The sequence below is a fragment of the Nonomuraea sp. NPDC049750 genome (assembly GCF_040659625.1).
Taxonomy (GTDB): Bacteria; Actinomycetota; Actinomycetes; order Streptosporangiales; family Streptosporangiaceae; genus Nonomuraea.
Genome location: NZ_JBFANB010000012.1, coordinates 230,526 through 254,818, shown reverse-complemented (window position 1 = coordinate 254,818; position 24,293 = coordinate 230,526). Strand labels below are relative to the sequence as shown.

At 71.2% G+C, this 24,293-nt stretch carries 20 protein-coding genes; 9 read left to right on the top strand and 11 right to left on the bottom strand.

Features of this window, described 5'->3' with window-relative positions; genetic code table 11:
- The first annotated feature begins 31 nt into the window (after positions 1-31).
- Genes AB0J16_RS29665 through AB0J16_RS29640 form a run of 6 tightly spaced genes read left to right on the top strand, consistent with a single transcriptional unit; the run spans position 32 to position 6,888 of the window.
- On the top strand, positions 32-316 hold the full coding sequence (locus AB0J16_RS29665; RefSeq protein ID WP_358545207.1) for a hypothetical protein: 285 nt from the start codon (positions 32-34) through the stop codon (positions 314-316).
- A complete protein-coding gene (locus tag AB0J16_RS29660) occupies positions 313-1,041 on the top strand; it encodes a hypothetical protein (RefSeq protein WP_358545205.1) in 729 nt (242 codons plus the stop codon). Before AB0J16_RS29665 ends, AB0J16_RS29660 begins: the two co-directional genes overlap by 4 nt.
- On the top strand, positions 1,038-2,228 hold the full coding sequence (locus tag AB0J16_RS29655) for an FAD-dependent oxidoreductase (protein WP_358545203.1): 1,191 nt from the start codon (positions 1,038-1,040) through the stop codon (positions 2,226-2,228). Before AB0J16_RS29660 ends, AB0J16_RS29655 begins: the two co-directional genes overlap by 4 nt.
- 1 nt (position 2,229) lies before the next feature.
- A complete protein-coding gene (locus AB0J16_RS29650) occupies positions 2,230-3,030 on the top strand; it encodes an aspartate/glutamate racemase family protein (protein ID WP_358545201.1) in 801 nt (266 codons plus the stop codon).
- A 5-nt stretch (positions 3,031-3,035) separates the two neighbouring features.
- Positions 3,036-4,013: a porphobilinogen synthase gene (hemB, locus tag AB0J16_RS29645; RefSeq protein ID WP_358545199.1), complete on the top strand. Its 978-nt coding sequence runs from the start codon at positions 3,036-3,038 to the stop codon at positions 4,011-4,013.
- A gap of 37 nt (positions 4,014-4,050) precedes the next feature.
- Positions 4,051-6,888, top strand: coding sequence for a hypothetical protein (locus AB0J16_RS29640; RefSeq protein ID WP_358545197.1), 2,838 nt, complete (start codon positions 4,051-4,053; stop codon positions 6,886-6,888).
- A 57-nt stretch (positions 6,889-6,945) separates the two neighbouring features.
- Here the strand turns inward: AB0J16_RS29640 and AB0J16_RS29635 are convergent, their stop codons facing one another.
- Positions 6,946-8,862, bottom strand: a complete 1,917-nt coding sequence (locus AB0J16_RS29635; RefSeq protein ID WP_358545195.1) for a Xaa-Pro dipeptidyl-peptidase — start codon at positions 8,860-8,862, stop codon at positions 6,946-6,948.
- 202 nt (positions 8,863-9,064) lie between these two features.
- Here AB0J16_RS29635 and AB0J16_RS29630 point away from each other — a divergent pair, with 202 nt between their 5' ends.
- The gene (locus tag AB0J16_RS29630; protein WP_358545194.1) at positions 9,065-9,724 is read left to right on the top strand and encodes a thermonuclease family protein; all 660 of its coding nucleotides are present in this window, start codon (positions 9,065-9,067) and stop codon (positions 9,722-9,724) included.
- Between the two features lie 81 nt (positions 9,725-9,805).
- On the top strand, positions 9,806-10,465 hold the full coding sequence (locus AB0J16_RS29625) for a FadR/GntR family transcriptional regulator (protein ID WP_358545192.1): 660 nt from the start codon (positions 9,806-9,808) through the stop codon (positions 10,463-10,465).
- Here AB0J16_RS29625 and AB0J16_RS29620 read toward each other — a convergent pair.
- From AB0J16_RS29620 to AB0J16_RS29575, 10 genes are all read right to left on the bottom strand, one after another.
- Positions 10,462-11,100, bottom strand: coding sequence for a class I SAM-dependent methyltransferase (locus tag AB0J16_RS29620; RefSeq protein ID WP_358545190.1), 639 nt, complete (start codon positions 11,098-11,100; stop codon positions 10,462-10,464). The genes AB0J16_RS29625 and AB0J16_RS29620 overlap by 4 nt on opposite strands.
- Positions 11,101-11,218: 118 nt before the next feature.
- Complete coding sequence (locus tag AB0J16_RS29615) at positions 11,219-11,620, bottom strand: nuclear transport factor 2 family protein (protein WP_358545188.1); 402 nt, start codon at positions 11,618-11,620, stop codon at positions 11,219-11,221.
- 560 nt (positions 11,621-12,180) lie between these two features.
- Positions 12,181-12,510, bottom strand: coding sequence for a nitrite reductase small subunit NirD (nirD, locus tag AB0J16_RS29610; protein ID WP_225289070.1), 330 nt, complete (start codon positions 12,508-12,510; stop codon positions 12,181-12,183).
- Positions 12,507-14,939: a nitrite reductase large subunit NirB gene (gene nirB, locus AB0J16_RS29605; RefSeq protein WP_358545186.1), complete on the bottom strand. Its 2,433-nt coding sequence runs from the start codon at positions 14,937-14,939 to the stop codon at positions 12,507-12,509. Before nirB ends, nirD begins: the two co-directional genes overlap by 4 nt.
- Positions 14,936-16,330: an FAD-dependent oxidoreductase gene (locus AB0J16_RS29600; RefSeq protein WP_358545184.1), complete on the bottom strand. Its 1,395-nt coding sequence runs from the start codon at positions 16,328-16,330 to the stop codon at positions 14,936-14,938. The genes nirB and AB0J16_RS29600 overlap by 4 nt, the downstream gene beginning before the upstream one ends.
- The gene (locus AB0J16_RS29595; protein WP_358545182.1) at positions 16,327-18,348 is read right to left on the bottom strand and encodes a molybdopterin-dependent oxidoreductase; all 2,022 of its coding nucleotides are present in this window, start codon (positions 18,346-18,348) and stop codon (positions 16,327-16,329) included. The genes AB0J16_RS29600 and AB0J16_RS29595 overlap by 4 nt, the downstream gene beginning before the upstream one ends.
- Before the next feature lie 10 nt (positions 18,349-18,358).
- The gene (locus AB0J16_RS29590; RefSeq protein ID WP_358545180.1) at positions 18,359-19,669 is read right to left on the bottom strand and encodes an MFS transporter; all 1,311 of its coding nucleotides are present in this window, start codon (positions 19,667-19,669) and stop codon (positions 18,359-18,361) included.
- Between the two features lie 199 nt (positions 19,670-19,868).
- Complete coding sequence (ligA, locus tag AB0J16_RS29585) at positions 19,869-21,962, bottom strand: NAD-dependent DNA ligase LigA (protein ID WP_358545178.1); 2,094 nt, start codon at positions 21,960-21,962, stop codon at positions 19,869-19,871.
- 247 nt (positions 21,963-22,209) lie between these two features.
- Positions 22,210-23,505, bottom strand: coding sequence for an MFS transporter (locus tag AB0J16_RS29580; protein WP_358545176.1), 1,296 nt, complete (start codon positions 23,503-23,505; stop codon positions 22,210-22,212).
- The gene (locus AB0J16_RS29575) at positions 23,502-24,062 is read right to left on the bottom strand and encodes a helix-turn-helix domain-containing protein (protein WP_358545174.1); all 561 of its coding nucleotides are present in this window, start codon (positions 24,060-24,062) and stop codon (positions 23,502-23,504) included. The genes AB0J16_RS29580 and AB0J16_RS29575 overlap by 4 nt, the downstream gene beginning before the upstream one ends.
- A gap of 27 nt (positions 24,063-24,089) precedes the next feature.
- On the opposite strand from AB0J16_RS29575, the gene AB0J16_RS29570 reads away from it, so the two are divergent.
- Positions 24,090-24,242: a hypothetical protein gene (locus AB0J16_RS29570; protein ID WP_358545173.1), complete on the top strand. Its 153-nt coding sequence runs from the start codon at positions 24,090-24,092 to the stop codon at positions 24,240-24,242.
- Positions 24,243-24,293: the final 51 nt, after the last annotated feature.

Here is a 24,293-nt window from a genome sequence, read left to right as displayed (position 1 = left end):
TTCCAGAAGGGTCCCCACGGTGCCCGTGCCGGTGCCGCCTACCGTCCCCGTCGTACAAGCACTGAAGCACAAGGCGAACGCCGTAGCGGACGCCGAACTCGGCCGGCTGGCCTCCCGTGCCCCCAGCCTGGACGCCGCCGCCCGCGCCGAGATCAGGGACGCCGTCCAGCGAGTGGTCGACGCCTTCCTGTACGAGCCGATCAACCGGGTGACCAGCTACGCCGACTCCCCTCTGGGAGAGAGCTACGCGGATGCCTTACGTGAGCTGTTCTCCCTGGAACTGCCCGCCTTCGGTCCGGCCGGGAGCGCGGGATGAGCCGGGGCCGGGTCGGCGTGTTCGTACCGCCGGCGAACCCATCGGTGGAGCCCGAACTGGCGCGCCTGTTCGGGTCCCGCGCCGACATGTACGTCAGCCGCTTCCCGGTACGCCCCGGCCTCACCCTGGCGGAGCGGCTGGAGAGCTACAACGAGGTCCTGCCCGCGATGATCTGCTCGTTCGGCAACCTGCCGCTCGACGCGCTGGTCATGGCCTGCAGCGGCTCGCGATATCTGTTCGCACCCGAGGAAGATCGCGCGAGGTGCGACAAGCTGAGCGGTGAGGCGGGCATCCCGTTCGCCTCGGCGACCCTGGCGACGCGGGAGGCGCTGGAGCACATCGGGGCGCAGGAGTTCGTGCTCGTCTCGCCGTATCAGCCCTGGCTCACCGAACTCGCCGAGCGCTTTTGGGCCGCGGCCGGTCTGCACGTCTCCCGCGTGATACCGGTCAGGGCGCAGGGCGGCTTCTCACCGTACGACGTCACGCCGAACGAGCTGGTCGAGCAGGTGGAGCAGGCAGGACTGCCGTCCGACGCAGTGGTGCTGTTCAGCGGCACCGGGATGTCCACGCTGCCCGCGCTGGGCCCCCTGGGCGCCGGAAACGACCGGGTCCTGCTCACCTCGAACCTGTGCAGCGCCTGGTGGGCGCTGGCGCACGCGACCGGTCAGCCGGTCACGCTCAGCCGGGTGCCGCACCGCCCGGTGGCACAGGGCCGGCCGTCATGAACGGCGTCACCGTGGTCGGCGCGGGCCCGGTCGGACTGACCGCGGCACTCACCCTGGCCCGCGCCGGAGTGCCGGTGATGGTGCTGGAACGGGAGCCGGGCCTCAACCACCAGTCGCGCGCCTCGACCTTCCACCCGGCCACACTCGACCTGCTGGAGGAGCTCGGGATCGCTACCCCGCTGATCGCCCGCGGCCGGGTGGTGGAGCGGGTGCAATGGCGTGACCGGTCGGGCCGGGTGCTGGCCGAGATGCTGATGGGCAGCCTCGACGGCCTGACCGAGCACCCGTTTCGGCTGCACGCCGAGCAGTCCACGCTCACCGCGCTGCTGCTGGAGGCGCTGTCGGCCTACCCGGAGGCGGACGTGCGCTTCGGCACCCCGGTCGACGGGGTGGCCGAGGGCGGCACGGGCGTCCGGCTGCGCATCGGCCGTACGTGGGCGCGGGCCCGCTACGTGGTCGCGGCGGACGGCGCGCACAGCACCATCCGCAGCTCGCTCGGCCTGCCGTTCCCCCGCTCGGAGTATCCGACGCAGGCACTGCGGATCTTCACCGACTCACCGCTCGACGCGCTGCTGCCCGGCCTGGCGCCGCTGACCTACATCCGCGACTCCCGGCAGTCGTGCAGCCTGCTGGCGCTGCCCGATCACTGGCGGATCATCATCAGGATCCCGCACGACACCCGCGACCCGCTCAATCCCCAGAACGTGGCCAAGCTGCTGTTCCGTGCCCTGCCCACCGAGCAGGCGCCGATCCGGGTGATCGGGGCCGACCGCTACAGCCTGGCCCGCGGCGTGCTGGGCGACTACCGGTGCGGGCGGGTGCTGTTCGCCGGGGACGCCGCCCACCTGACCTCCACCGCCGGCGGCCTGAACATGAACGCCGGCATCCACGACGCCGTCGAGATCGGCCAGGTGCTCGCGGCCGTGCTCGGCGGGTTCACCGCACCCGCCGCGCTGGACGCCTGGGCCTGGCGGCGGCGCACCGTACTGGTCAACCGGGTGATCCCGCGCAGTGAGGCGCGGGTGGCCGGCGTACAGGACCGGGACAACACCAAGCTGGCGGCGGCCATGGCGGGACTGCGCGCCATCGCCGGCGATCCGGAGTCCACCCGCGCCTACTTGGCGCAAGCCTCGATGCTCGACACCGTTCCATCTGGCCCGACCCCCCATCACGTGAGGCACGGCTGACATGCGCATCTGGTTCCAGAAACACACCGTCGAGGGTCGTTCCGCGCTGCTGGACAAGCTCTACGCCGAGCATTTATCCAAGATCACCGAACCCGGCACCGAGGTGGAGATCCACACGCTGCCGGCCGACACATACGGCACCGACCTGCCCGAGCACCTGGTCGGATACGGGCAGCTGGGACTGCTGTTCGGCAACTACTTCGCGCAGACGGCCGTGGCGGCCGAACGCGACGGGTGCGTGGCCTGGATCAGCGGCGCGGGGCAGGACCCCGGGCTGGCCGCCGCCCGCTCGCGCGTGTCGATCCCCGTGGTCGGCTACGGCGACGCCGTCTGGCAGGCGGCGCGCATGGAACGCCACCGGCTGGGCCTGATCGGCTTCATCCCGCATCTGGCCGAGCCCATCACCGACAACATCCGGGCGGCGGGCGCCGACCTGGCCTCCTATCAGGTGGTAGAGGACGGCACCACCCTCGTCCAACGGGCCCTGGCCGAGGACTTCGGGCCGCTGCTGGCCGCCTACACGAAGGCCGCCAAACGGGCGGCGGACGCGGGGGCGCAGTGGCTGGTCCCCGCCGAAGGCATCCCGAACGAGATCCTCGTCCACCTCGGCGTGCACGAACTGCACGGCCTGCCGGTGATCGACCCGGACGGGCTGGCGGTCAAGACGGCCGAACACCTGTGCCAGCTGCGCCGGCTCAACATCACCGCGCGCAGCACCTCCGGCTACTGGTTCCGGCTCCCGCCCGCGGACGCCGTCAGGCACGCGGAACGTGTTTTCCTCGGCAAGGTAATCGGAGGCTAGAACCCATGAGCTTCCCCGCAGACCGTCCCCGCCGCCTGCGGCGCACCTCCGCCCTGCGTGGCCTGGTCGCCGAAACCCGGCTGCACCCGGCCGACCTGATCCAGCCCTTGTTCGTCCGCGAAGGACTGGAGGAACCCCGGGAGATCCCCAGCATGCCGGGCCAGGTCCAGCACAGCCGCGACAGCCTGCGCAAGGCCGCCTCGGCCGCGGCCACCGCCGGCGTCGGCGGCCTGCTGATCTTCGGTATCCCGGCCGCCAAGGACCCCGAGGGGTACGGCGCCTGGGACCCGTACGGCATCGCGCAACTGGCCATCGCCGACGTCGCCGCCGAGGTCGGCGACGCCACCGTGGTGATCAGCGACATCAACCTGGACGAATACACCGAACACGGCCAGGTCGGCATCCTCGACGCGACCGGCGACGTCGACAACGACGCCACCCTGCGCGCCTACGCCCAGGTCGCCATCGCCCAGGCCAACGCCGGCGCCCAGGTGGTGGCCCCGAGCGGCATGATGGACGGCCAGGTCGCCGCCGTCCGGCAGGCGCTCGACCAGGCCGGTCACCATCGGGTGGCGATCCTGGCCTACGCCGCCAAGTACGACTCCGCCTTCTACGGCCCGTTCCGCGACGCCGTCGAATCGCGGCTGACCGGCACTCGCTCCACCGCCCAGCAGGACCCCGCCAACAGCCGCGAGGCGCTGCGCGAGGTGCTCCTGGACATCGAGGAGGGGGCCGACATGGTGATGGTCAAGCCGGCGGGCCACTACCTGGACATCGTCCGCATGGTGGCTGACACGGTCCGCGTGCCGGTCGCCGCCTACCAGACCTCCGGCGAGTACGCGGCGATCGAGGCCGCCGCCGCCCAGGGATGGCTCATGCGCGACCGGGCCATCCGGGAGAGCCTCATGGCGATCCGCCGGGCCGGCGCCGGGAGCGTGATCACCTACTGGGCTACGGAGATCGCGGAGCAGTTACCCGGCTGAGGCTTCTGTTTCGGTGACGGGTACGACCTTTAAGGAGGTGGCACGGGTGATGTGGCGGACGCTGACCGACGACGTACGCGAGGAAATCCGCGAGCTGTGCGACGAGTACGGATCCCACCTCTATGACTACTGCCGCACGGAACTCGCCCAGAGCGAGGCCGAGCTGGCGGTCGCCGGGGCGCTGCTGTCGGCGTACGGCCACACGCACCGGGTCGTCGACTCCTCCCTGGTGCGGCCGTGGCTCTATGGGCTGGCCCGGGCGCATCGCGCGGCCGTGGCCGGTCCGGCGAGCATCGGCTCGTGGTCGCGTTCCGGCCGGATGCCGGACCTGCTGCCCGAGGCCCTGCGCGCGCTGGACGGCCCGCAGCGGGAGCTGCTGGACCTGTCCGTACGGCACGGCCTCGCGCATCAGGAGATCGCCGTGATCTTCGATGTGACGCCTCCGGACGTGGATGTCATCGTGACCGAGGCGGCCCGCGGGGTGGAGCGCTGGTTCTCCGCCGTCATCGCCGCCCGGTCCGCCAACGGCTGTGGCCAGCTCGCGGCCAAGGTGACGGCCTGGGCGACGACGCCCACGCGGCGCAACCGGGCCCGCATCAGCCGCCACATCCCCACCTGCCCCACGTGCCGGGCGGCGCCCCGGGCCGTGGTGGCGGCCACACTGCTGCGCGAGCTGCCCATCGCCACCGCTCCCCCCACGCTGCGCGACCGCCTGACGTGGGCTCAGCCGCTTCCGGACGCGGGCGAGCTGTGGCGGGTGGACGGGTTCCCCGTGCAGGTTCGGGGGCTGGTCGAGGCCGCCCCGATGTTGATCTCCCCGATCGCCGACCCCACGGCGGCGATCAGGGGTAGCGCCTGGCCGGCGGCGGGCGCGGCTGCCGCCGGCCAGGAACGCAAACCCCACAGGAGCCACCGCGCCCCCACCCCGCCCCGCTCCAGCACCCCGACATCCGCCCCGCCCCGATCCGGCTCCCCCGCCGCTGCCCCATCCCGCAGCGACGCCCCGGCCGCCATTCCGCACCAGCGGTCCGATCCGGATGCGATCGCGGCGGCTCTCGACCACGAGACCACCATTCCGCTCGCCCGGAAGCCCGCCGCCGGGGTCCTCCCGCGACGTACTCCGGCCACCGGCCCGTCCGCGCCCGGCCTCCTGGCCGCCCCCGTCTGCGAGTTGCCTGCCGCTGGGCCGGTCTCGTCTCCGTCGGAGCCGGTCCTGCGGCTGCCCGGGCTGGTCATCGGCGGGCCGCCCGTGCTGAGCGCCCCCGTCAGCGACCCGCCCGTGCGCGACGCGTCGAACGGCCAGGCACCTCCGGACAGGTCGAACGGCCAAGCACCGCCCGACACCTCGAACGTCCATGTGCCGCCCGACGCGGCCGATCGTGGCCCGGCCGGTGCCGGTCCGCGTGGTCGTCACCCCTTCGGGGATCGCCAGCGGGACGTCCTGGTGGCCACCGCCCGCGACCGGCAGGGCGTCTTCGTCGCGGCCAGCGGCACCCGCCGGGACACCCCCGCCACCAGGAGCCGCCCTGCCCCGTCAGCCCCGGGCAGCCGCCGGGACGCCACCACCACGAGCCCGCACCGGGACGCGGCCGCCCCCGCCAACCGCCGGGGTGCCCCCGAGACCCATCGGGACGCCCAGACCACCACCGGTGACGCCCAACGAAGCGGACAGCTCGCCAGCGCAGACACCAGCCGAAACGGACAGTTCGCCAGCGCAGACACCGGCCGAAACGGACAGTTCGCCACGACAAGCATCCGTTCCGGCGTCCAGAGCGCGAGCCCGACTACGGACGCCCTGATCGCGGGCGCCCAACGGGACGCCCTGATCACCACCCCCGGCACCCGCTGGGACGCGCCGTTCCCCACGACGGACACCCACGCGGGCACCCACATGGGCACCCAGGCGGACGCCCGCGCGGAGGCCCTGTTCACGACGGCGGCCACGCTCCGAGACGCCCTGATCATGGCCACCGGCGAGCACCGAGACCTACTGGTCGCGACCCAGAGCACCGACGGCGACACAGACGACGACGGGCCGGACGGTCCGGGGTCGGAGTTCTGGCGTAACGGTCAGGACGACCAGCAGACCGAGTTCTGGCGCAACCGCCCGGGCGAGTACGAGTCCGACGGCCGGTTCTCCATCCGGTCCATAGCCACAGTGGGGCTGCTCGTCGGCGCCGGGATGCTGGTGGCGAGCCTCGCCTGGTCCGGCATCCAGAGCCGCCACCAGCCCGAGGTGCCCGAGCCGCAGACCAAGCTGTCGGGCCCCGGCAGCGCCCCGGCCGTACCGCCGGGGAGCGGGAGCACCCCCAACCTCATGCTCAACCCCACAGTGGTCCCACCGCCCACGGACGTGCCTGCGGCCCCGACGGCCAACCCGGACTCCAAGATGAGCGACACCGCCACCGGCGAGGTCCGGCCGCAGAAGGTGAGTCTGCCCGGCCCCAGGCCGCCGGTCGCGAGGCTGTCGCCGTCGTCGATCAACCTGGGCACCCGCCGTACCGGATCATTCGGGCTGGTCTGTCCGGGAAGCTGCAAGATCACCACGGTGTCCGGGACGAAGGGGATCGCGGTCTCCGCGCACGCGTTCCGCGTCCAGGCGCCCGCGTCGCGGCCCGGCTGCCCGGGGCCGCCCGCCACCGAGTTCGGCAAGGTCACCGTACGGTGGACCGGCACGTCCAGCGGCAACGGCCAGAGCACCACGGGCCTCGTGCGCGGCAGCGGGACCCTCACCCTGCGCCTGTCCTGGACCGTGGCCAACGCCAAGGGATCGTACGTGTCCGACGGCAAGGGCAGCGGCTACTGGACGAACTGCGGCTGGCCCGCCACCGGCGGCGAGGGCGCCCAGCACCAGCCGCTGCCCGGCTCCGGATGAACCTCCATGTGGTGGCGGGCGTACCCGCCACCACAGAGCGAACTTAGAACGCGAACGCTAGAAGAAGGAGTTCTCCGGCTCCGGCAGGTCGATCCGCGCCGGTCCGCGGAACTGGGTCGTGTCCTTCGGCACGTCCACCAGCGGCGCCCCCTGCGTGAACGGCACGATCACACTGCTCCTGGCCAGGTCGAGCGTGACGTTCGCGCCCGTGCCCGCCTCAGAGGTGTAGGTCGTGTCGGTGCCCGCGACCACCAGGGCGATCCGGTGTCCCTTCCGGAAGGTGTAGTCGTGCGGCAGCGTCTGCCACTTGACCCTGCCCCACGTCCCGACCGGCAGCGGCGACGGCGCGCTGAGCGAGTCGCGGTTCTGCACGTCGATCCAGCCGCGGGCGACGATCTCGGCGGGCCGCGTCACGGTGTTCGTGGTCACCTTGCGGTAGCAGGCGTCGTCGGCGGCGGTGCTGTCGCCGTGGCAGTCCTCCTCGGCGAGCGTGGTGATGCCCTGGCCGCGCCCCCAGTCGACGCGGTTCGCCTCGCCGAAGTCGACGAGCAGGGCGGTCAGGTTGGCGGCCGGCTTGTCGAGCTTGACCCGCAGGTCGGCCGTGGGCGTGCCGGACAGGCGCAGGTCGAGCGGGAGCGCGCCGCTGGTGAACGCCACCCGGCCCGGCTTGGCCGTACCGACGTCGGCGATCATCTCCTCCTCGTCGAGCGGCACGTCCGTGAAGGACGCGCTGGCGTCGCGCCTGGCGGCGGCGAGGCCGAGCGAGCCGTCGGCGGCCGGGCGGAGCGGGACGTTCGTCGCGAACGGCGCCGGCCAGTCGCGCTGGGTGATCCACTGCGTCGGGCCAGTCTGCACGTCGGCGCGCGGGGCGTTCATGATCCCGTTGCGCACGCCCTGCAGCCAGTAGTCGAACCAGCCGTGCAGCGTGTCCACCCACACGTCCCTGCGGCCCTCGAAGTCGAACGGGTCCACGTGCTGGTACTGGCCCACCCAGATCTTGCGCGGTACGTTCCGCTTGGCCAGGGCCTGCCACCAGGTGGAGAAGTTGTCCGGCTTGACGTTCAGGTCGTTGGCGGTGTGCACCACGAAGACGCTGGCCCTGACCTTGGAGGCATCGCCGAGCAGGCCGTTGACGTAGTCGCGCTCGGCCCAGAAGGCGTTGTAGTCGCCCGTGTCGTCGCCGTCCTCGGCGTCCATGCGATCCCGTACGGCCTGGCACTTGGCCTCGGGGTCGGTGTCGACGTAGTTGGCCAGCCAGGAGGCGTAGTCGTAGTTGTAGACCACGCCGTTCGAGCGCTGGTACCTGTACCAGGAGCTGATCGCCGAGATCGGCACGATCGTCTCCAGGCCGCGTACGCCGGTGGCGGCGACGGCGTTGGCCAGCGTGCCGTCGTAGGACTTGCCGATCATTCCGGCCTTGCCGGTGGTCCAGTCGGCCACGGCCTGGGTGCCGTCCGCGCGGTAGGCCTTGGCCCGGCCGTTCAGCCAGTCCACGACGGCCTTGCCGCCCAGGACGTCCGCCTTGCCGCCGATGTCCGGGCAGCCCTCGGACTTGGTGGTGCCGAGCATGTCGACGTTCAGGACGGCGTAGCCGCGCGGCACGAAATAGTTGTCATAGAAGAGCGGAAATTTCGTGACATTCCCGGCGGCGTCGTAGACCTTCCGCTCCGCCTCGTTGCCACGTCCAGAATTGTCGTAGTACGGACTCTCGTCGATGATCACCGGCACCTTGAGCCGGGGACCGGACTCCTTGGGCCTAATGATGTCGACGCGTACCCTGTCCAGCCGGCCGTCGGAATCGCCGTCGACGCTCGACTCGACGTAGACGTATTCGCGGACTGCGTCCGCGTAGGAGAAGACCGGCTGCGTACGGCCGTTATCAACGGTGATCCTGGGTCCGGCGGCCGCTTGCGCGGGACTCGCGATCGCCATGGTCAGGGCGACGGCGATGAGGGCCGGGCGTAATTGAGGCACGCGTGTCCTCCGAGACGATGGGCGCCAAAGTACCCGCAATCTCTCACCCGGCAGGGGGCCTGACAAGATCCGGTGCACCTACGTGCAGGGGCGTGTCGGGCGGATATGGCCGCATCCGGCCAGTGACGTGAGTGCACCTACGTGAACGACGGGGCGTCCTCTCCAGTCTCTAACCGATCCACCCCGATCCCATGGAGGGCCCATGCGCGTCATCAGCCTCACCGCCGTCGTCCTGCTCGCCGTTCCCGCTCCCGCGTACGCCGCCGGACCTCCCGCCGGAGTGCCGAAGGGCGCGATGAGCGTACGCGTGGCCAAGATCGTGAACGGCGACACGATCGACGTCACGACCGGCGGCGGCAAGAAGGCGCGCGTCATGTTCCTGGAGTCGGACGCTCCCGAGCGCGGCCAGTGCTGGGGCAAGGCCGCGACCCAGCGCACGGCGGCGCTGCTGCCGGTCGGCCGGCTCGCGTACGTCGTCGCCGACAAGAAGCCCGTGGACGGCTTCGGCCGCCGGCTGTTCTACGTGTGGAACGCCAAGGGCGTGCACGTCAACCGCAACCTCGTCCGGTACGGCTACGCGAAGGCGGTCCTGGTCAAACCGAATGATCGCTACATCAAGGTGATGCGGAGCGAGGAGGCCGTGGCCAAGCGGCAGAAGCTGCGCATCTGGTCCGGCAAGTGCGACACCGGCACGACGACCCCCACCCCGACTCCCACTCCGACTTCTGGCGCCAACGACCCGCGCTACCGGACCTGTGGTGACGCCAACGCCGCCGGGTACGGCCCGTACCGGAAGGGCGTTGACCCCGAGTACGCCTGGTACCAGGACCGCGACGGCGACGGCCTCGTCTGCGAGCGCTGACCCCGGCCGATGACCGATCACCTGACGGCCGCTTAGGATACGGTTTCCTTTAGGCAATCACTGAGAATCGGCGAACGGCTCATGCGAAACGTGGCGCGGACCTCCCTCGTGGACGCCGCGATCGAGGAGCTCCGGGGGGAGATCACCAGCGGCGCGTGGCCGGTGGGGACCAAGATCCCGTCCGAGCTCCGGCTCGCGGAGACCCTCGGCATGAGCCGGCTCTCGGTGCGGGAGGCCGTACGCGTGCTGGCCCACTCCGGGCTGCTGACCACTCGCCAGGGCGACGGCACCTACGTCACGGCGGTCGACGAGTCGCAGGTCGCGCTGGGCAGGCGGCTGGCCAAGGCGGCCGCGATGGACATCATCGACGTGCGACGTGGCCTCGACATGGTGGCCGCCCGGCTGGCCGCCGGGAAGCGGACCGAGCAGGACCTCACCGGCCTGCGGGAGGCGCTCGTACGCCGGGACGCGGCCGGACGGGCGGGCGACGTGGACGCGTTCGCCGACGCGGACGTCGACTTCCACCTGCGAGTGGCGGACGCGGCGCACAACCCGCTGCTCGGCGACCTCTACCGGAGCATGAGCGAGGCGTTGCGCGACAGCGTCCGCCACATGGAGCAGGCGGCGCTGGTGCTCGACGGGTCGCACGAGGAGTTGCTGCGGGCGATCGAGGACGGCGATCCCGGCGCCGCCGTGGCGATCTCCGTCGCCATCCTCGACCAGCAGGAACGCGACCTCTAGGGTCTGCGGGCCAGGCCGAGAACGTGGGTCAGGGCCGGCGACCCCGGTGTAGCCCGATGGACGAACCGGTCGGAGTCTTCGATCACGAACCCCGCCTCCCGGATCGCCGCCCCGGTGTCCCGGTTGGGCCGGCAGTCTCCGGCCATCAGCCGCCACAGCGGAGTGATGAGATCCTGCAGCACGCCCCGGACCGGGTTCGCCGAGCGTACGTGCTCGAAGAAGCGCAACTCGCCACCCGGCCTGAGCGCCCTGCGCAACTCGGCCAGCAGTACGGCCGAGTCGGGGACGGAGCACAGCACCAGCGACACCACGGCCGCGTCGAACGACCCGGCCTCGTACGGCAACGAACCGCCATGCCCCCGCACCACCGTGACGGGCACCGGCGCCAGGGCCGCGGCCCGCTCCCCCAGGGCGCGCAGCCGGTCCTCCGGCTCGATGGCGACGACCTCGGAGACCCGCGGGGGATAGTGCGGGAAGTTCAGCCCGTTTCCGGCGCCCACCTCCACCACCCGGCCGCTGAGCCCGGACAGCAACCGGCGCCGCAGCCCGGTCATGCCGTGCCGCTCGGCCTCGGCGCTGAGCCGCTCGTACATGCGGGCGAAGCGCGGATGCTGAAACGCCGAAAGATCCTGCATGCCCCCACGCTAATTCGCCCTAAGGCCCACCGCGCATGGCCATGGCCGCCACTGTGGCGGCCATGGTCTCGCTGGGGGCTGGTTCCGTCAGGGGCTTACGAGCGCTGACCCGGCCCGCTCACTGCGACACGGTGTTGTTGATGTAGCGCTCGATCTTCCACTCGCCGCCGGACTTCTTGAGAAGGAAGAACTCCCGATACTTCTCGCTGCCCTCGGTGCTGGTGGTCCGGACGAAGGCCACATCGCCCATCATGCGTGTCTCGTCGATGGTGTGCGTGGCGATCATCTTCGCCTTGAACAGCTCCTTGAACAGTGTGGTCAGCGCGTCGGTGCCCTGTGCGGTCGGCTTGCCCTCCACGGCCGCCATTCCGTCGGTGGCGAACGCCTCGACGGCCTTGTCCGGCTCTCCGGCCTTGGCGGCGTCGAAGAACGCCATTACGGCCGCGCGTGGCGTGGTCATCGGCGCCATCGACGCGCTCTCGGATGGTTCGGGGCTCATGTTGCCCGACTCGGATGGCATCGGGCTCATGGTGCCCGACTCCGATTCGTACGGTGAGGGGCCCGATTCGGAGGGCATCGGCGATGCCGCCGCGCCCATGAGTCGCATATCGTTACCGCCCGCGGCACAGCCCGTGACGAGCAACGCCGGGACGACTGCCGCCAGCAGGAGTGCTCTGGCCTGGGATTTTGTGCTCATAGCGGGGTGATTCCCCGCAAAAGCCGTCACGAATGCGCCATTTGTCCACTCCGGACGACCCCTTTACCAGCTGCCGCCTCAGCCCCTGGGATTGCTCACAGTAACCTTCACAGGAGTTGATGAGATCGTTCAGAGGTTGGATCGTTGCCGGGCCGCGACCAAACGGCCGCCGCCTCGCCGATAGCGTCCAACGAGTGCCGCACCTGGAGACCATCCTGAGCACTACCCCCGAACCCGAGCCCCTGCCGCAACGCGACGACGCGGAGCGCTGCGACAGCGTCGACTCCGACCGGCGCTGTGTCCTGCCGGTGGGACATCAGGCAGCCCACGTGTACCCACCGGCGGACGTATTGGCCGAACCATAGAAGCGACCCTGGCGCCCGCTAGGCGCCCGTACCCACCTGTACCAGCCCGGCCTCCACCCGTATCGGATAGACCGGAACAGAGAACTCCGGCTCATCCAGACACACCCCGCTCACCAGCGAGAACACCTGCTTGTGCAGGGGCGACGCCACAGTCGGCTCCCCCTGCCGGGTGCCGACGATACCCCGCGACAGCACCTGCGCCCCACTGAACGGGTCCAGGTTGCCGATCGCGTGGACGGTGCCGTCGAACGTACGGAAGACGGCCACCTGCCGTCCGTCCACCAGAGCGCACACCCCGCGCTCCGGCAGCAGTCCCTGATAGCCACAGACTGGGATCCAACCACTCATCGGGCAGCCACCTCCACGGGCTTGATCTGGTCGCGTTCGGTCTCGAAGACGATGGACGGGTCAGGGACCCCGGGCGCGTTGACGAAGCTCACGAACCTGCCGAGCTTGTCCGGGTCATCGATGGTCGTCTGCCACTCGTCCACGTACGTGGCGACGTGGTGCTCCATCTGGGCGTCCAGCTCGGCGCAGATCCCCAGGGAGTCGTCGATGATCACCTGTCGCAGGTAGTCGAGCCCGCCATCGAGCGACTCCAGCCAGGCGGCGGTGCGCTGCAGCCGGTCGGCCGTCCGTATGTAGAACATGACGAACCGGTCGATCGTCCTGATCAGCTCCTCGGTGGTCAGATCCGCCGCCAGCAGATCGGCGTGGCGCGGCTTGAAGCCGCCGTTGCCGCCGACGTACAGGTTCCAGCCCTGCTCGGTGGCGATGACCCCGAAGTCCTTCGAGCGGGCCTCCGCGCACTCACGGGCGCAGCCGGACACGGCCGACTTGAGCTTGTGCGGCGCGCGCAGGCCGCGGTAACGCAGCTCCAGGTCGATGGCCAGGCCGACGGAGTCCTGGACGCCGTAGCGGCACCAAGCCGAGCCGACGCACGACTTCACCGTCCGCAGCGCCTTGCCGTAGGCGTGGCCCGATTCGAACCCGGCGTCCACGAGCCGCCGCCAGATCTGCGGCAACTGCTCGACGCGGGCCCCGAACAGGTCGATCCGCTGCCCTCCAGTGATCTTGGTGTAGAGGCCGAAGTCGCGGGCCACCTCGCCGATCACGATGAGCTTGTCCGGCGTGATCTCGCCGCCGGGGATACGCGGGACGACCGAGTAGGTGCCGTTCTTCTGGATGTTGGCCAGGAAGGCGTCGTTGGTGTCCTGCAGGGCCGCCCGCTCGCCGTCCAGGACGTGCCCGTTGTGCAGCGAGGCCAGGATCGAGGCCACGGCCGGCTTGCAGATGTCGCAGCCCCTGCCCTGCCCGTGCGCGGAGACCAGCTCCGAGAAGGTGCTGATGCCGCGCACCCTGACGATGTCGTACAGCTCGGCCCTGGAGTAGGCGAAGTGCTCGCACAGCGCCTTGCTCAGCTCGACCCCGGACTTCTCCAGGAGCTGCTTGAGCATCGGCACGCAGCTCCCGCAGGTGGTGCCCGCCCGCGTGCACGCCTTGACCCCGGGCACGTCGGTGAGCGCCTTGTCGGCGATGGCGGTGCGGACCGTCCCCGCGCTGACGTTGTTGCACGAGCACACCTGCGCGTCGTCGGGCAGCTCCAGCTCCGCCCCCGACCCGGTGAACAGCAGGTCGGACGGCGCCGCGGGCAGCGGCTTGCCGACGAAGGGCCGCAGCGACCCGTACGGCGAGGCGTCGCCGACGCAGATGCCGCCGAGCAGCGTCTTGGCGTCGTCGCTGATGAACAGCCTCTTGTAGACGCCGGCCACCGGGTCCATGTAGGTGACGTCGAGCGCCCCGTCCATCGCGCCGAACTGCGCCACCTCGACACCGAGCAGCTTCAGCTTGGTGGACATGTCGGCCCCGTCGAAGGTGGCGGCCCCGCCCAGGATGCGGTCCGCGGCCACCTCCGCCATGGTGAAGCACGGCCCGACCAGCCCGTACACCATGCCGCCCGCCAGCGCGCACTCGCCGATCGCGTAGATCGCCGGGTCCGAGGTGCGCATCCCGGCGTCCACCGTGATGCCGCCGCGCTCGCCGACCTCCAGCCCGCTCGCGCGGGCGAGCTCGTCGCGCGGCCTGATCCCGGCGGAGAAGACGACGATCTGGGCGTCGAGCAGCGTTCCGTCGGGCTTGCGCAGGCCGGTGACGCCGCGCTCGCCCGCGACGATCTCCTTGACGCCCGCGCCCGCGTGCACGCTGAGCCCGAGCCCTTCGATGTGGCTCTTGAGCACCGAGCCGCCGCCCTCGTCGACCTGCCGGGGCATCAGCCAGGGGCTCATCTCCACGATGTGCGTCTTGAGTCCCAGCCCGCGCAGCGCGTCGGCGGCCTCCAGGCCGAGCAGCCCGCCGCCGACCACCACGCCCTCGGTCGCGTCCTTGGCGGCCATCCTGATCGCGTCGAGGTCGTCGATCGTCCGGTAGACGTAGGCGTGCTCCGCGCCAGGCACCGGCGGCACGAACGGCGCCGACCCGGTCGCCAGCACGAGCACGTCGTACGACTCGGCTGATCCGTCGGCCAGCGTGACCGTACGGGCCGCGCGGTCGATCCCGGTGACGCGCCCGCCGAGCCTGGTCACCGTGCCCGGCGGCACCGGGTAGGTGAGGTCCTCGACGCTGGTCCCCGACAGGTAGGAGGTCAGCGCCACCCGGTCGTAGGCGGGGCGGGGCTCCTCGCCGATCACCGTGACCTGGCCGCCGAAGCCCCGCTCGTGCAGCGTTTCGACGAGCCGGTGGGCGGTGGGTCCGTAACCGACGACAACGATCTTGCTCATGCCGAGATCCCTTCCTGCTCACACAGCCAGCCGACGATGCCCTCCACGGCATCCCGGCACGTCCCACACCCGGTCGTGGCCCTGGTCGCGGCCGCCACTCCGGCCACGTCCCGCGCGCCGGCCTCCCAGCACGCCCTGATCTGGCCCTTGGTCACGTTGTTGCACTGGCAGACCTTCGCCGCGTCGGGCATCAGCACCGGGCTGTCGGCCACGGTGACCGCCCCCAGGCCGGGGAACAGCAGCCCGGCCCGATCACCCGGCAGCGGCCCGCCGCGGTCGAACAGCTGAGTGAGCGTGCCGACGGCGTCGGTGTCACCCAGCAGGATCGCGCCGACCAGCCGGCCGTCGCGGATGACGAGTTTGCGGTACGTACCGCGGGCCCGGTGGGTGAAGCGCACCACCTCGGCGTGCTCCTCGGTGAGGTGGGTCTCGCCCATCGCGGCCAGCTCGACACTCCTGGCCTTGAGCCTGGTCACCAGCCGCGAGCCCCGGTAGAGCGCCTTGCCGCCGGTGATGATCTCGGCGGCGACGGCCGCCTGCTCCCAGGCGGGGGCGACCAGGCCGTAGACGGTGCCCTCGTGCTCGGCGCACTCGCCGATGGCGAACACCGCCGGGTCCTCGGTACGCATCTCGTCGTCCACGACGATGCCCCGCCGGACGTTCAGGCCCGACTCCTTGGCCAGGGCCGTCATGGGCCGCACGCCGCAGGCCAGCACGACGAGGTCGCCCTCGACCAGTTCGCCGTCGGACAGCCGTACGCCCTCCTCCAGGATGGCCTCGGCCGTCACGCCGGTGCGGATGTCCACGCCCAGCCCGGTGAGCGTCTCGCCGAGCACCAGCCCGGCCTCGGCGTCCAGCTGCCGCTCCATCAGATGGCCGGCCAGGTGCAGCAGCGTCACTGGCAGGCCGCGCCCGGCGAGCCCGCGCGCGGCCTCGATGCCGAGCAGGCCGCCGCCGACCACCACCGCTCTGCGTCCGTGCTCGGCCGCCGCCAGGATGCGGTGGCAGTCGTCGAGCGTGCGGAACGGGATCGCCAGCTCGGCTCCCGGCACCGGCGGAACGATCGCCTCGCTGCCGGTGGCCAGGACCAGCACGTCGTACGGTGTGCTCCGCCCGTCGGCGGTGATCACCGTCTGGGCGTTCCTGTCGACGCGCACCACCTCGGTGCCGAAGACGGCCTCGACGTCGTGTGTGGCGTACCAGCTCGGGTCGAGCAGCCGCACCTGGTCGGGACCCGAGCTCCCGGCCAGGACGTTGGACAGCAGCACCCGGTTGTAGGGCTGCCAGGTCTCGGCGCCGAACACGGTGACCGGCATGTGCGGATCACGTGCCCGCACCTCACCGACCAGCCGCGACCCGGCCATTCCGTTCCCCACTACGACGAGCCTCATGCGACCTTCTCCACCCTGACGGCGCAGACCTTGAACTCCGGCATCCGCGATGACGGATCGAGCGCGGGATTGGTCAGACGGTTGGCTCCCTCCCAGTGGAACGGCATGAAGACGGTGTCGCGCCTGATCGAGTCGCTGACCCTGGCGACCCCCGTGCTCTCGCCCCGCCGGCTGAGCACCCGTACGACGTCTCCGGCGGTGATGGCCAGCTGCTCGGCGAGGTCGGGATGGAGCTCGACGAACGGCTCCGGCGCGGCCTTGGACAGGGCGGCGATCCTGCGGGTCTGCGCGCCGCTCTGGTACTGGGCGAGTACGCGGCCCGTGGTCAGGTAGACCGGGTAGTCGTCGTCGGGCTCCTCGGCCGCGGGCCGGTGCTCGACGGGCACGAACCTGGCGCGCCCGTCGGGAGTGGCGAAGGAGTCGAGGAACGGACGCGGCCGGCCGGGGTCGTCCGGCGACGGACACGGCCAGAACACGCCGGTCTCCTCGGTGATCCGCTCGTAGGTGATGCCCGCGTAGTCGGCCACCCCGCCCGCGCTGGCGCGGCCCAGCTCCTCGAACACCTCCCGCGGCTCGGCCGAGAACCGGTGGCCGAGCCGGCCGGCCAGCTCCCGGACGATCTCCAGGTCGCTCCTGACCCCTTCGGGAGCGGGTACGGCCTGACGGCGCAGCAGGACCCGGCCCTCGAGGTTCGTCATCGTGCCGGTCTCCTCGGCCCACTGCGTCACGGGGAAGACCACGTCGGCCCGTGCGGCCGTCTCCGACAGCACGATGTCGCAGACCACCAGCAGGTCCAGCGCGTCCAGCCGCTCGGTCACGTGCGCGGAGCGCGGCGCGGAGACCACCGGGTTGGAGCCGAAGACCAGCAGGGCGCGCGGCCCCTGGGGCGTCCCTAGCGCGTCGAGCAGCTCGTACGCCGAGCGTCCCGGGCCGGGCAGCTCTTCGGGTCGTACGCCCCAGATCGCGGCGACGTGCTCGCGGGCGGCCGGGTCGTCGATCTTGCGGTAGCCGGGCAGCTGGTCGGCCTTCTGACCGTGCTCCCTGCCGCCCTGGCCGTTGCCCTGGCCGGTCAGGCAGCCGTACCCGGAGCCGGGGCGGCCGGGCAGCCCCAGCGCCAGGGCCAGGTTGATGAACGCGGTGACGGTGTCGGTGCCCTTGGCGTGCTGCTCGGCTCCCCGCCCGGTGAGCACGGCGGCCCGTCCGGCCGAGGCGAGCGCGCGTACGGCCTCGCGCATCCTGGCCACCGGCACGCCGGTGACGCGTTCGACCCGCTCGGGCCACCAGGACGCGAGCGACGTACGGACCTGCTCGAAGCCCGAAGTCCTGGCGGCGACGTAGTCCTCGTCGACGAGCCCTTCGGCGATGACCAGGTGCAGCAGCCCGAGGGCGAGCGCCAGGTCGGTGCCCGGCGTGGGCTGCAGGTGCAGCCAGGCCAGCTTGGCCGTCGCGGTGCGGCGGGGGTCGATAACGATGAGCCGCGGCCCGGTCAGGTGGCGGACGAAGGGCGGCATGGTCTCGGCGACGTTCCCGCCGGCCAGCAGCACGACGTCGGTCTCGGCCAGGTCGGTGATGGGGAACGGCAGGCCGCGGTCCAGCCCGAACGCCCTGAGCGAGGCGGCCGCGGCCGACGACATGCAGAAGCGGCCGTTGTAGTCGATCTGGCTGGTGCCGAGCGCGACCCTGGCGAACTTGCCGAGCTGGTAGGCCTTCTCGTTGGTCAGCCCGCCGCCGCCGAACACGGCCACTCCGTCGGGGCCGTGCACGGCGCGTATGGCGGTCAGCCGGTCGGCGACGTAGTCGAGGGCGGTGCCCCAGGCCACGGGCCGGCCGTGGAGCAGCGGCGTGGTCAGGCGCTCGCCGTTGGTCAGCAGGTCGGCCGCCGTCCAGCCCTTCTGGCACAGGGCCCCGCCGGAGTTGGCCGGTACGTCGGTGCGCGGGGTGATCGTGATGTCGGTCCCCGTGGCGGTGATCGTCATGCCGCACTGGAGGGCGCAGTACGGGCAGTGGGTCGCGGTCACCACGGCGTCCTCAGACACGGGCGTGGGCCAGACTGCCGACCAGCGAGACGCCGACCTTGCGCGTGTAGCACCACCAGGTGAGCGCGAAACAGGCCACGTAGAAGGCGCCGAACCCGACGAACGCGGTGGCCGGGCTCCCCGTCTCGGCGAACGACATCCCGAACGCGCGGTTGATGAGGAAGCCGCCGAGCGCCCCGACCGCGGAGATGATCCCGATGGCGGCCGACGCCTGCCGCTTGCCGTACATCAGGGCCTCCTCGCCGGTGCCGCGCTCGGCCACCGCCTTGGCCTGGAAGATCGCGGGGATCATCCGGTAGGTGGAGCCGTTGCCGACGCCCGCCGTGAGGAAGAGCATCTGGAAGGCCAGGAAGAACAGCCAGAAGTCGCCCGAGGTGCTGCCGAGCCAGACCAGGACCACACCGACGCCCATGGCGGCGAAGTTCCACAGGGTCACCGGCGCGCCGCCCATCTTGTCGGCCAGCCAGCCGCCCACCGGCCTGATCAGCGAGCCGAGCAGCGGGCCGACGAAGGCCACCGCCGCCCACGGCGAGCCGGGGAACAGGCTCTTGGCCAGCAGCGGGAAGGCCGTCGAGTAGCCGATGAACGAGCCGAACGTACCGATGTACAGGAACGACATGATCCACGTCTGCGCCCGCCCGGCCACCGCCAGCTGCTCACGCGGCTTGGCCCTGGCGCTCGACAGGTTGTCCATGAAGAACCACGCGCAGGCGGCGGCCACGACGGCCAGCGGCACCCAGAACCACCCGGCGGCCGCCAGCCCGAACCCGCCGATCACCAGCGGCATGACCAGCTGCACGGAGCTGACCCCGATGTTGCCACCGGCCGCGTTCAGCCCGAGCGCCACGCCTTGCCGCGAGCGCGGGTAGAAGTAGGTGATGTTCGCCATACTGGAAGCGAAGTTGCCGCCGCCGACCCCGGCCAGCGCCGCGATCACCAGGAACATCCAGTACGGCGTGCCCGGATCGCTGACCGCCAGCCCGAGCAGCACCGCCGGTATGACCAGCAGCAACGCGCTGACCGTGGTGAACGTGGCGCCACCGAACCTGGCCGGCCCGAAGGTGTAGGGGACGCGCAGCACGGAGCCGATGAGGTTGGGCAGCGCCACCAGCCAGAAGAGCTGGTCGGTGGAGAAGTCGTAGGCGCCCATCTTGGCGGCCACGATGCTCCACAGCGTCCACACCGTGAACCCGAGATGCTCGGCCAGGATCGAGAAGGCGAGGTTGCGCCGGGCGATCCGCTTGCCGGTGCTCTCCCAGAAAGCCTTGTCGTCGGGGTGCCACTCGGCGATCCAGCGCGCCATCGTTCCTCCTACACTCGGCCCACTTGGCCAACTCGGCCGTTCGGCGGCCAGAACCCGAATGTAGGAATCGCGCGTTACGCACTTTGACGATCCGTGGCTGTGCGTTCGTTACATGTAACTCACTGGCGTAACGAGCAATCAACATGTGTCACGGCGGAAACCTGCTGTTAATCCAGACTTTTGCTGGTGTAGGCGGCGACTAGTCCAGGTTCTTGCCGATGTAGGCGGCGACCAGCTCGGCGAACTCCTCAGGGGTGACGATCCGCACCCCGAGCTGCTCGGCTTTGGCCCGCTTCGACCCTGCCTTCTCCCCGGCTACCAGGAGTGACGTCCGGGCTGAGACGCTCGACGACGACTTGCCGCCGGCACGCTCGACCAGCTCGTTGACCTCGTTGCGGGTCAGCTCCGCCAGCGGCCCGCTCATGGCTCCGGTCACCACCACCGACATCCCGTCCAGCGGCCGCGCCTCCTTCGTCTCGCCAGTCGGCTCCTCGCCCGCCGGCAGACGCGTGGCGCCCCCGGGCTCGGTCATGTTGACCCCCGCGGCCACCAGCTTGTCGATCAGGTCGGTGAGCTCGGCCAGCTCGGCGACCAGCAGCGTGGCCTTCTCCGGCCCGACGCCCTCCACCTCCTGCACCCCGTCGGCCCCGGCGGCGCGGATGGCGTCCATCATGCCGAAGTGCCGGGCGATGCGGCGGGACATGGACCGCCCGGTGCCGCGCACACCCAGCGCGCAGAACACCCTGCTCAGCGGCTGGGCCTTGGCCCGCTCGATGGCGGCCAGGAGATTGTCGGTGCTGATCTCGCCCATCCGCTCCAGGCCGAGCAACTGCTCGCGGGTCAAGGTGAACAGGTCGGCGAAGTCGACGATCAGCCCGGCGTCGAGCATCTGCTGGATCCGGTTTTCCGCGAGCCCCTCGATGTCGAGGGTGTCACGGCCGACGGCGTAGGCGATGGAGGCGATCGCCCGGCACTGGCGCCCGCGCACGCATCGCCAGCGCTCCTGCGAGGCGTCGATGGCGTCACCGCACGACGGGCAGACCTGGGGAATCTCGATCGGCTGCTCGTCGCCGGTGCGCAGGTGCACCACCGGGGCCTCCACGCGCGGGATGACGTCGCCCGCCTTGTAGACGGTCACGCTGTCGCCGAGCATCAGGCCGCGGCGGGTGATGTCGGCGACGTTGTGCAGGGTGGCGTAGGTGACGGTGCTGCCGTCGAGCTCCACCGGCTCCAGCACGGCCCGGGGGGCGATGATGCCGGTGCGGCCGGTGTTCCACTCCACGCCGATCAGCTTGGTGATCTTCTCGGTGGCGGGTAGCTTGTAGGCGATCGCCCAGCGCGGCGCTCGTGAGCTGAACCCGGCCGCCACCTGGTCGACCGCCAGATCACACTTGATCACGATGCCGTCGATGCCGAACGGCAGCTCCGGACGGACGGCGGCGATCTTTTCGACGCGCTCCTGAACCTGCTCCAGCGACTCGGCCACGATGCCCGCGACCGGCGTGGCCGCCGTGGTCTGCACTCCCTGCCCGGCCACCCACGCCATGACCTCGCTGTGCGGCAGCTCGCGCAGGCGCACGGCCGGCTCGGAGCCGTCATCGGGGTGGGGCAGCGCGCCGTAGCCGAAGAACGTCAGCTCGCACACATACGGCCGGTCCTGTGCCCGCAGCGTGCCCGCCGCCGCGCTGCGCGGATTGGCGAACGTGGTGCCGTCATGCGCCTGCCGCTTGGCGCAGGCGTCCTCGAACTGCGAGGCCGTCATCATCACCTCACCGCGCAGCTCCACCGTGACCGCCTCGGCCAGCCGGTCGGGCAGGCCGACGATCGTGCCGATGGCGTGGGAGACATCCTCGCCGGCGACGCCGTCTCCCCGGGTCACGAGCTGCGTCAGGCGGCCGTGCCGGTAGCGCGCCGAGATCGCCAGGCCGTCGAGCTTGGGCTCCACGCTCCAGGCGGCCACCGCCCGCCCCAGCCTCCGCTCCAGCCCGGCGGCCCATTCAGCCAGTTGCTCAGCACCGAACACGTTGTCCAGACTCAGCATGGGCACGGTATGCGGCACATCCCCGACCACCGCCCCGCCGGCCACCTTCCCGGTCGGCGAGTTGGGCAGCACCTGGTCGGGGTGCTTGGCCTCATATGCCTCGATGCCACGGACCAGCCGGTCGTAGGTGTCGTCGTCGCGGGTGGAGGTGCCGTCGGTGTAGTAGGCGGCGGCGGAGTCGACAGCAAGCTGCACGGCTTCGGCGTAGGCCGTTTCGTCGGCCAGGACGGTGATGGGGGGCTCGTCGGTCATAGGGCCATCATGCCTGTTGGCACCGACAGTTCTGCGCCGGACATCTGGGGCTTGAGCTGCGCTTGAACCGGCCCACCCGCCCGGCTCATCGGCGCCGTGCCGCGCCCGATCGGGCCCGTGACCCTCGCGGACGCTACGACTCCGCTCAGTTCGGGACAGCCGAGCCCACCACCGAACAAGCCTGCCCGTCCGCTCAGTTCGGGACAGCCGAACCCACCGTTCGGTTCGGGACGGCCGAGCCCACCACTCAGTCCGAGACGGCCAAGCCGACCGCCGAGCCGGTCCGCGTGTGCATCCGGCCCGCGGGCAGGTCGCGCAGGCGCCGCAGCGGGCTCGCCAGCAGGATGAGGCCGCTCAGCGCGAAGACACCCAGCATCACCCACAGGGCCGCGCGCACGGAGAACGCCTCGGCCAGCGTGCCCGCCACCAGGGCGCCGAGCGGGATGGCGCCGAAGTTGACCACCTGGATACTGGTGCTCACCCTGCCCATCAGCTCGCCGGGCACGTACGACTGCGTGAACCCGCTGAAGATCACGTTCCCGGCGACGATCCCCCCGATGATCGTGATGCTGGCCGCCACGAACAGCACCAACCCGACGCCGCGATCCGCGCACGCGATCAGCAGGCCCAGCGGCGCCAGGCCGGCCTTGCCGAGCAGGACGGCCCGCGCGCTGCCCAGCCGGGCCGCCAGCGGTCGGGCGGCGAAGGCGCCGGCGACGCCTCCCGCGCTGGTGGCCGCGAGCAGCGCGCCTGTCGTGCCCGCGGACAGGCCGATGTCGCCGACCAGGAAGACGACGAGCAGCGACTGGTAGCCGGTCAGCGCCAGGTTGGCCACGCAGCCGTAGAACATGTTGCCGCGCAGCAGCGGGTCGCCCACCACCGTGCGCAGCCCGTCCCTGATCTCGCTGCGCAGCCGTCGCCGGGGCCGCGGCTCCACGATCTCGACGTGCCTGACGCGCATCAGGCAGAGCGCCGAGACGGCGAAGCTCACCGCGTCCACCACCAGACCGCCGAGCGCGGAGGCGAGCTGGGCGAGGAGCCCGGCCACGCCAGGCCCTGTCAGGTTGGCCACCTGCTCGCTGCCCTGCAGCTTCGCGTTGGCCTCCAGCAGGTCGCGGTCCTCGACCAGCGACGGCAGGTACGCCCGGTAGGCGGTCGCGAAGAACACCTTCGCCGTCCCGGCGACCAGCGCGACCGCGACGAGCTGGCCGGTGGTCAGAACGCCGAGCAGGGCCGCGGCCGGAACGCTGAGGAAGGCCGCCATCGACACCCAGTCGGCGGCGAGCATCACCCTGCGCCGGGAGAGCCGATCGACCCAGGCCCCCGCGGGCAGGCCGACCAGCAGCCACGGCAGCCAGACGGCCGCCGCCAGCACGCTGACGGCGAACGGGGAGGCGTGCAGCACGGTCACCGCGACCATGGGCAGCGCGACTCCGGTGACCGCGCTGCCCAGGCTGCTGGCGCTCTCGCCGATCCACAGCAGCCGGAAGTCACGCTTCCGGAGCAGGCCGAACCTGGGCTTGGTAAGCGTCTCGGCCGTCATGGCCGCCCCGGAACGCCACGGGCGAAGGTGAAGACGGTGGCGCGTTCCTGGCCATCGTCGGGGATGTCTCGCTCGGCCCATTTGTCCATGACGGCGATGATCTCGGCGGCGAACTGCGCCAGCTCGTCGTCGGTCGCCTGGATCCAGGTCTCGGTGGAGAACGGGCCACGCTGCCAGCGTTCATGCTCGGATTGGGGCTGGTCGGCCCAGCGCCGTACGTGGCCGACCTGCCGTTCCAGGTTGAGCGACTCAAGGGCGCGGGCGATGGCCTCGCCCGCCGCGTCCTCGGCGAAGTCCGTGGAGGACCAGCACAACTTCTCCGAGGTGCGCCGCCACCAGCGCTCGCGCCGGTCGCGGGCCAGCTCGGGCGCCTCCTCGATCAGCCCGGCGCCGGCCAGGGCGCGCAGGTGGTGGCTGACATTGCCCACCGCCTCGCCCGTGCGCTGCGCCAGCGCGCTCGCGGTGCCGGGGCCGTGGATCTTCAACAGGTCGAGCAGGCGCCGGCGCACCGGGTGCGCCATGGCCGCGAGCACCCTGGAGTCGGTGATCTGGGACATGACGCCACCCTAAATACACAAGAGCCATTGTGCAACATCTCTTGTGCTTTAGACGGCACCGACCGGCGTCTGCCAGGGCTCATCAAGGGTGTCCCGTTCATCGAGGTGGAGGGCGGCCCGCACAACATCGGCCGGACCTTCCCCGAAGAGGTCGACCGCGCCCTGCTCGACTTCATCTGAGAAATTTCGCGCTCCCCTGTCGATCCGGGCCATCGCGATTCGTGTGAAGGG

Coding starts and splice junctions, on each gene's coding strand:
- AB0J16_RS29660 (WP_358545205.1), top strand. CDS start 313: ATGAGCCGGGGCCGGGTCGGCGTGTTCGTACCGCCGGCGAACCCATCG.
- AB0J16_RS29655 (WP_358545203.1), top strand. CDS start 1,038: ATGAACGGCGTCACCGTGGTCGGCGCGGGCCCGGTCGGACTGACCGCG.
- AB0J16_RS29650 (WP_358545201.1), top strand. CDS start 2,230: ATGCGCATCTGGTTCCAGAAACACACCGTCGAGGGTCGTTCCGCGCTG.
- hemB (WP_358545199.1), top strand. CDS start 3,036: ATGAGCTTCCCCGCAGACCGTCCCCGCCGCCTGCGGCGCACCTCCGCC.
- AB0J16_RS29630 (WP_358545194.1), top strand. CDS start 9,065: ATGCGCGTCATCAGCCTCACCGCCGTCGTCCTGCTCGCCGTTCCCGCT.
- AB0J16_RS29625 (WP_358545192.1), top strand. CDS start 9,806: ATGCGAAACGTGGCGCGGACCTCCCTCGTGGACGCCGCGATCGAGGAG.
- AB0J16_RS29620 (WP_358545190.1), bottom strand. CDS start 11,100: ATGCAGGATCTTTCGGCGTTTCAGCATCCGCGCTTCGCCCGCATGTAC.
- AB0J16_RS29615 (WP_358545188.1), bottom strand. CDS start 11,620: ATGCCATCCGAGTCGGGCAACATGAGCCCCGAACCATCCGAGAGCGCG.
- nirD (WP_225289070.1), bottom strand. CDS start 12,510: ATGAGTGGTTGGATCCCAGTCTGTGGCTATCAGGGACTGCTGCCGGAG.
- nirB (WP_358545186.1), bottom strand. CDS start 14,939: ATGAGCAAGATCGTTGTCGTCGGTTACGGACCCACCGCCCACCGGCTC.
- AB0J16_RS29600 (WP_358545184.1), bottom strand. CDS start 16,330: ATGAGGCTCGTCGTAGTGGGGAACGGAATGGCCGGGTCGCGGCTGGTC.
- AB0J16_RS29590 (WP_358545180.1), bottom strand. CDS start 19,669: ATGGCGCGCTGGATCGCCGAGTGGCACCCCGACGACAAGGCTTTCTGG.
- ligA (WP_358545178.1), bottom strand. CDS start 21,962: ATGACCGACGAGCCCCCCATCACCGTCCTGGCCGACGAAACGGCCTAC.
- AB0J16_RS29580 (WP_358545176.1), bottom strand. CDS start 23,505: ATGACGGCCGAGACGCTTACCAAGCCCAGGTTCGGCCTGCTCCGGAAG.
- AB0J16_RS29575 (WP_358545174.1), bottom strand. CDS start 24,062: ATGTCCCAGATCACCGACTCCAGGGTGCTCGCGGCCATGGCGCACCCG.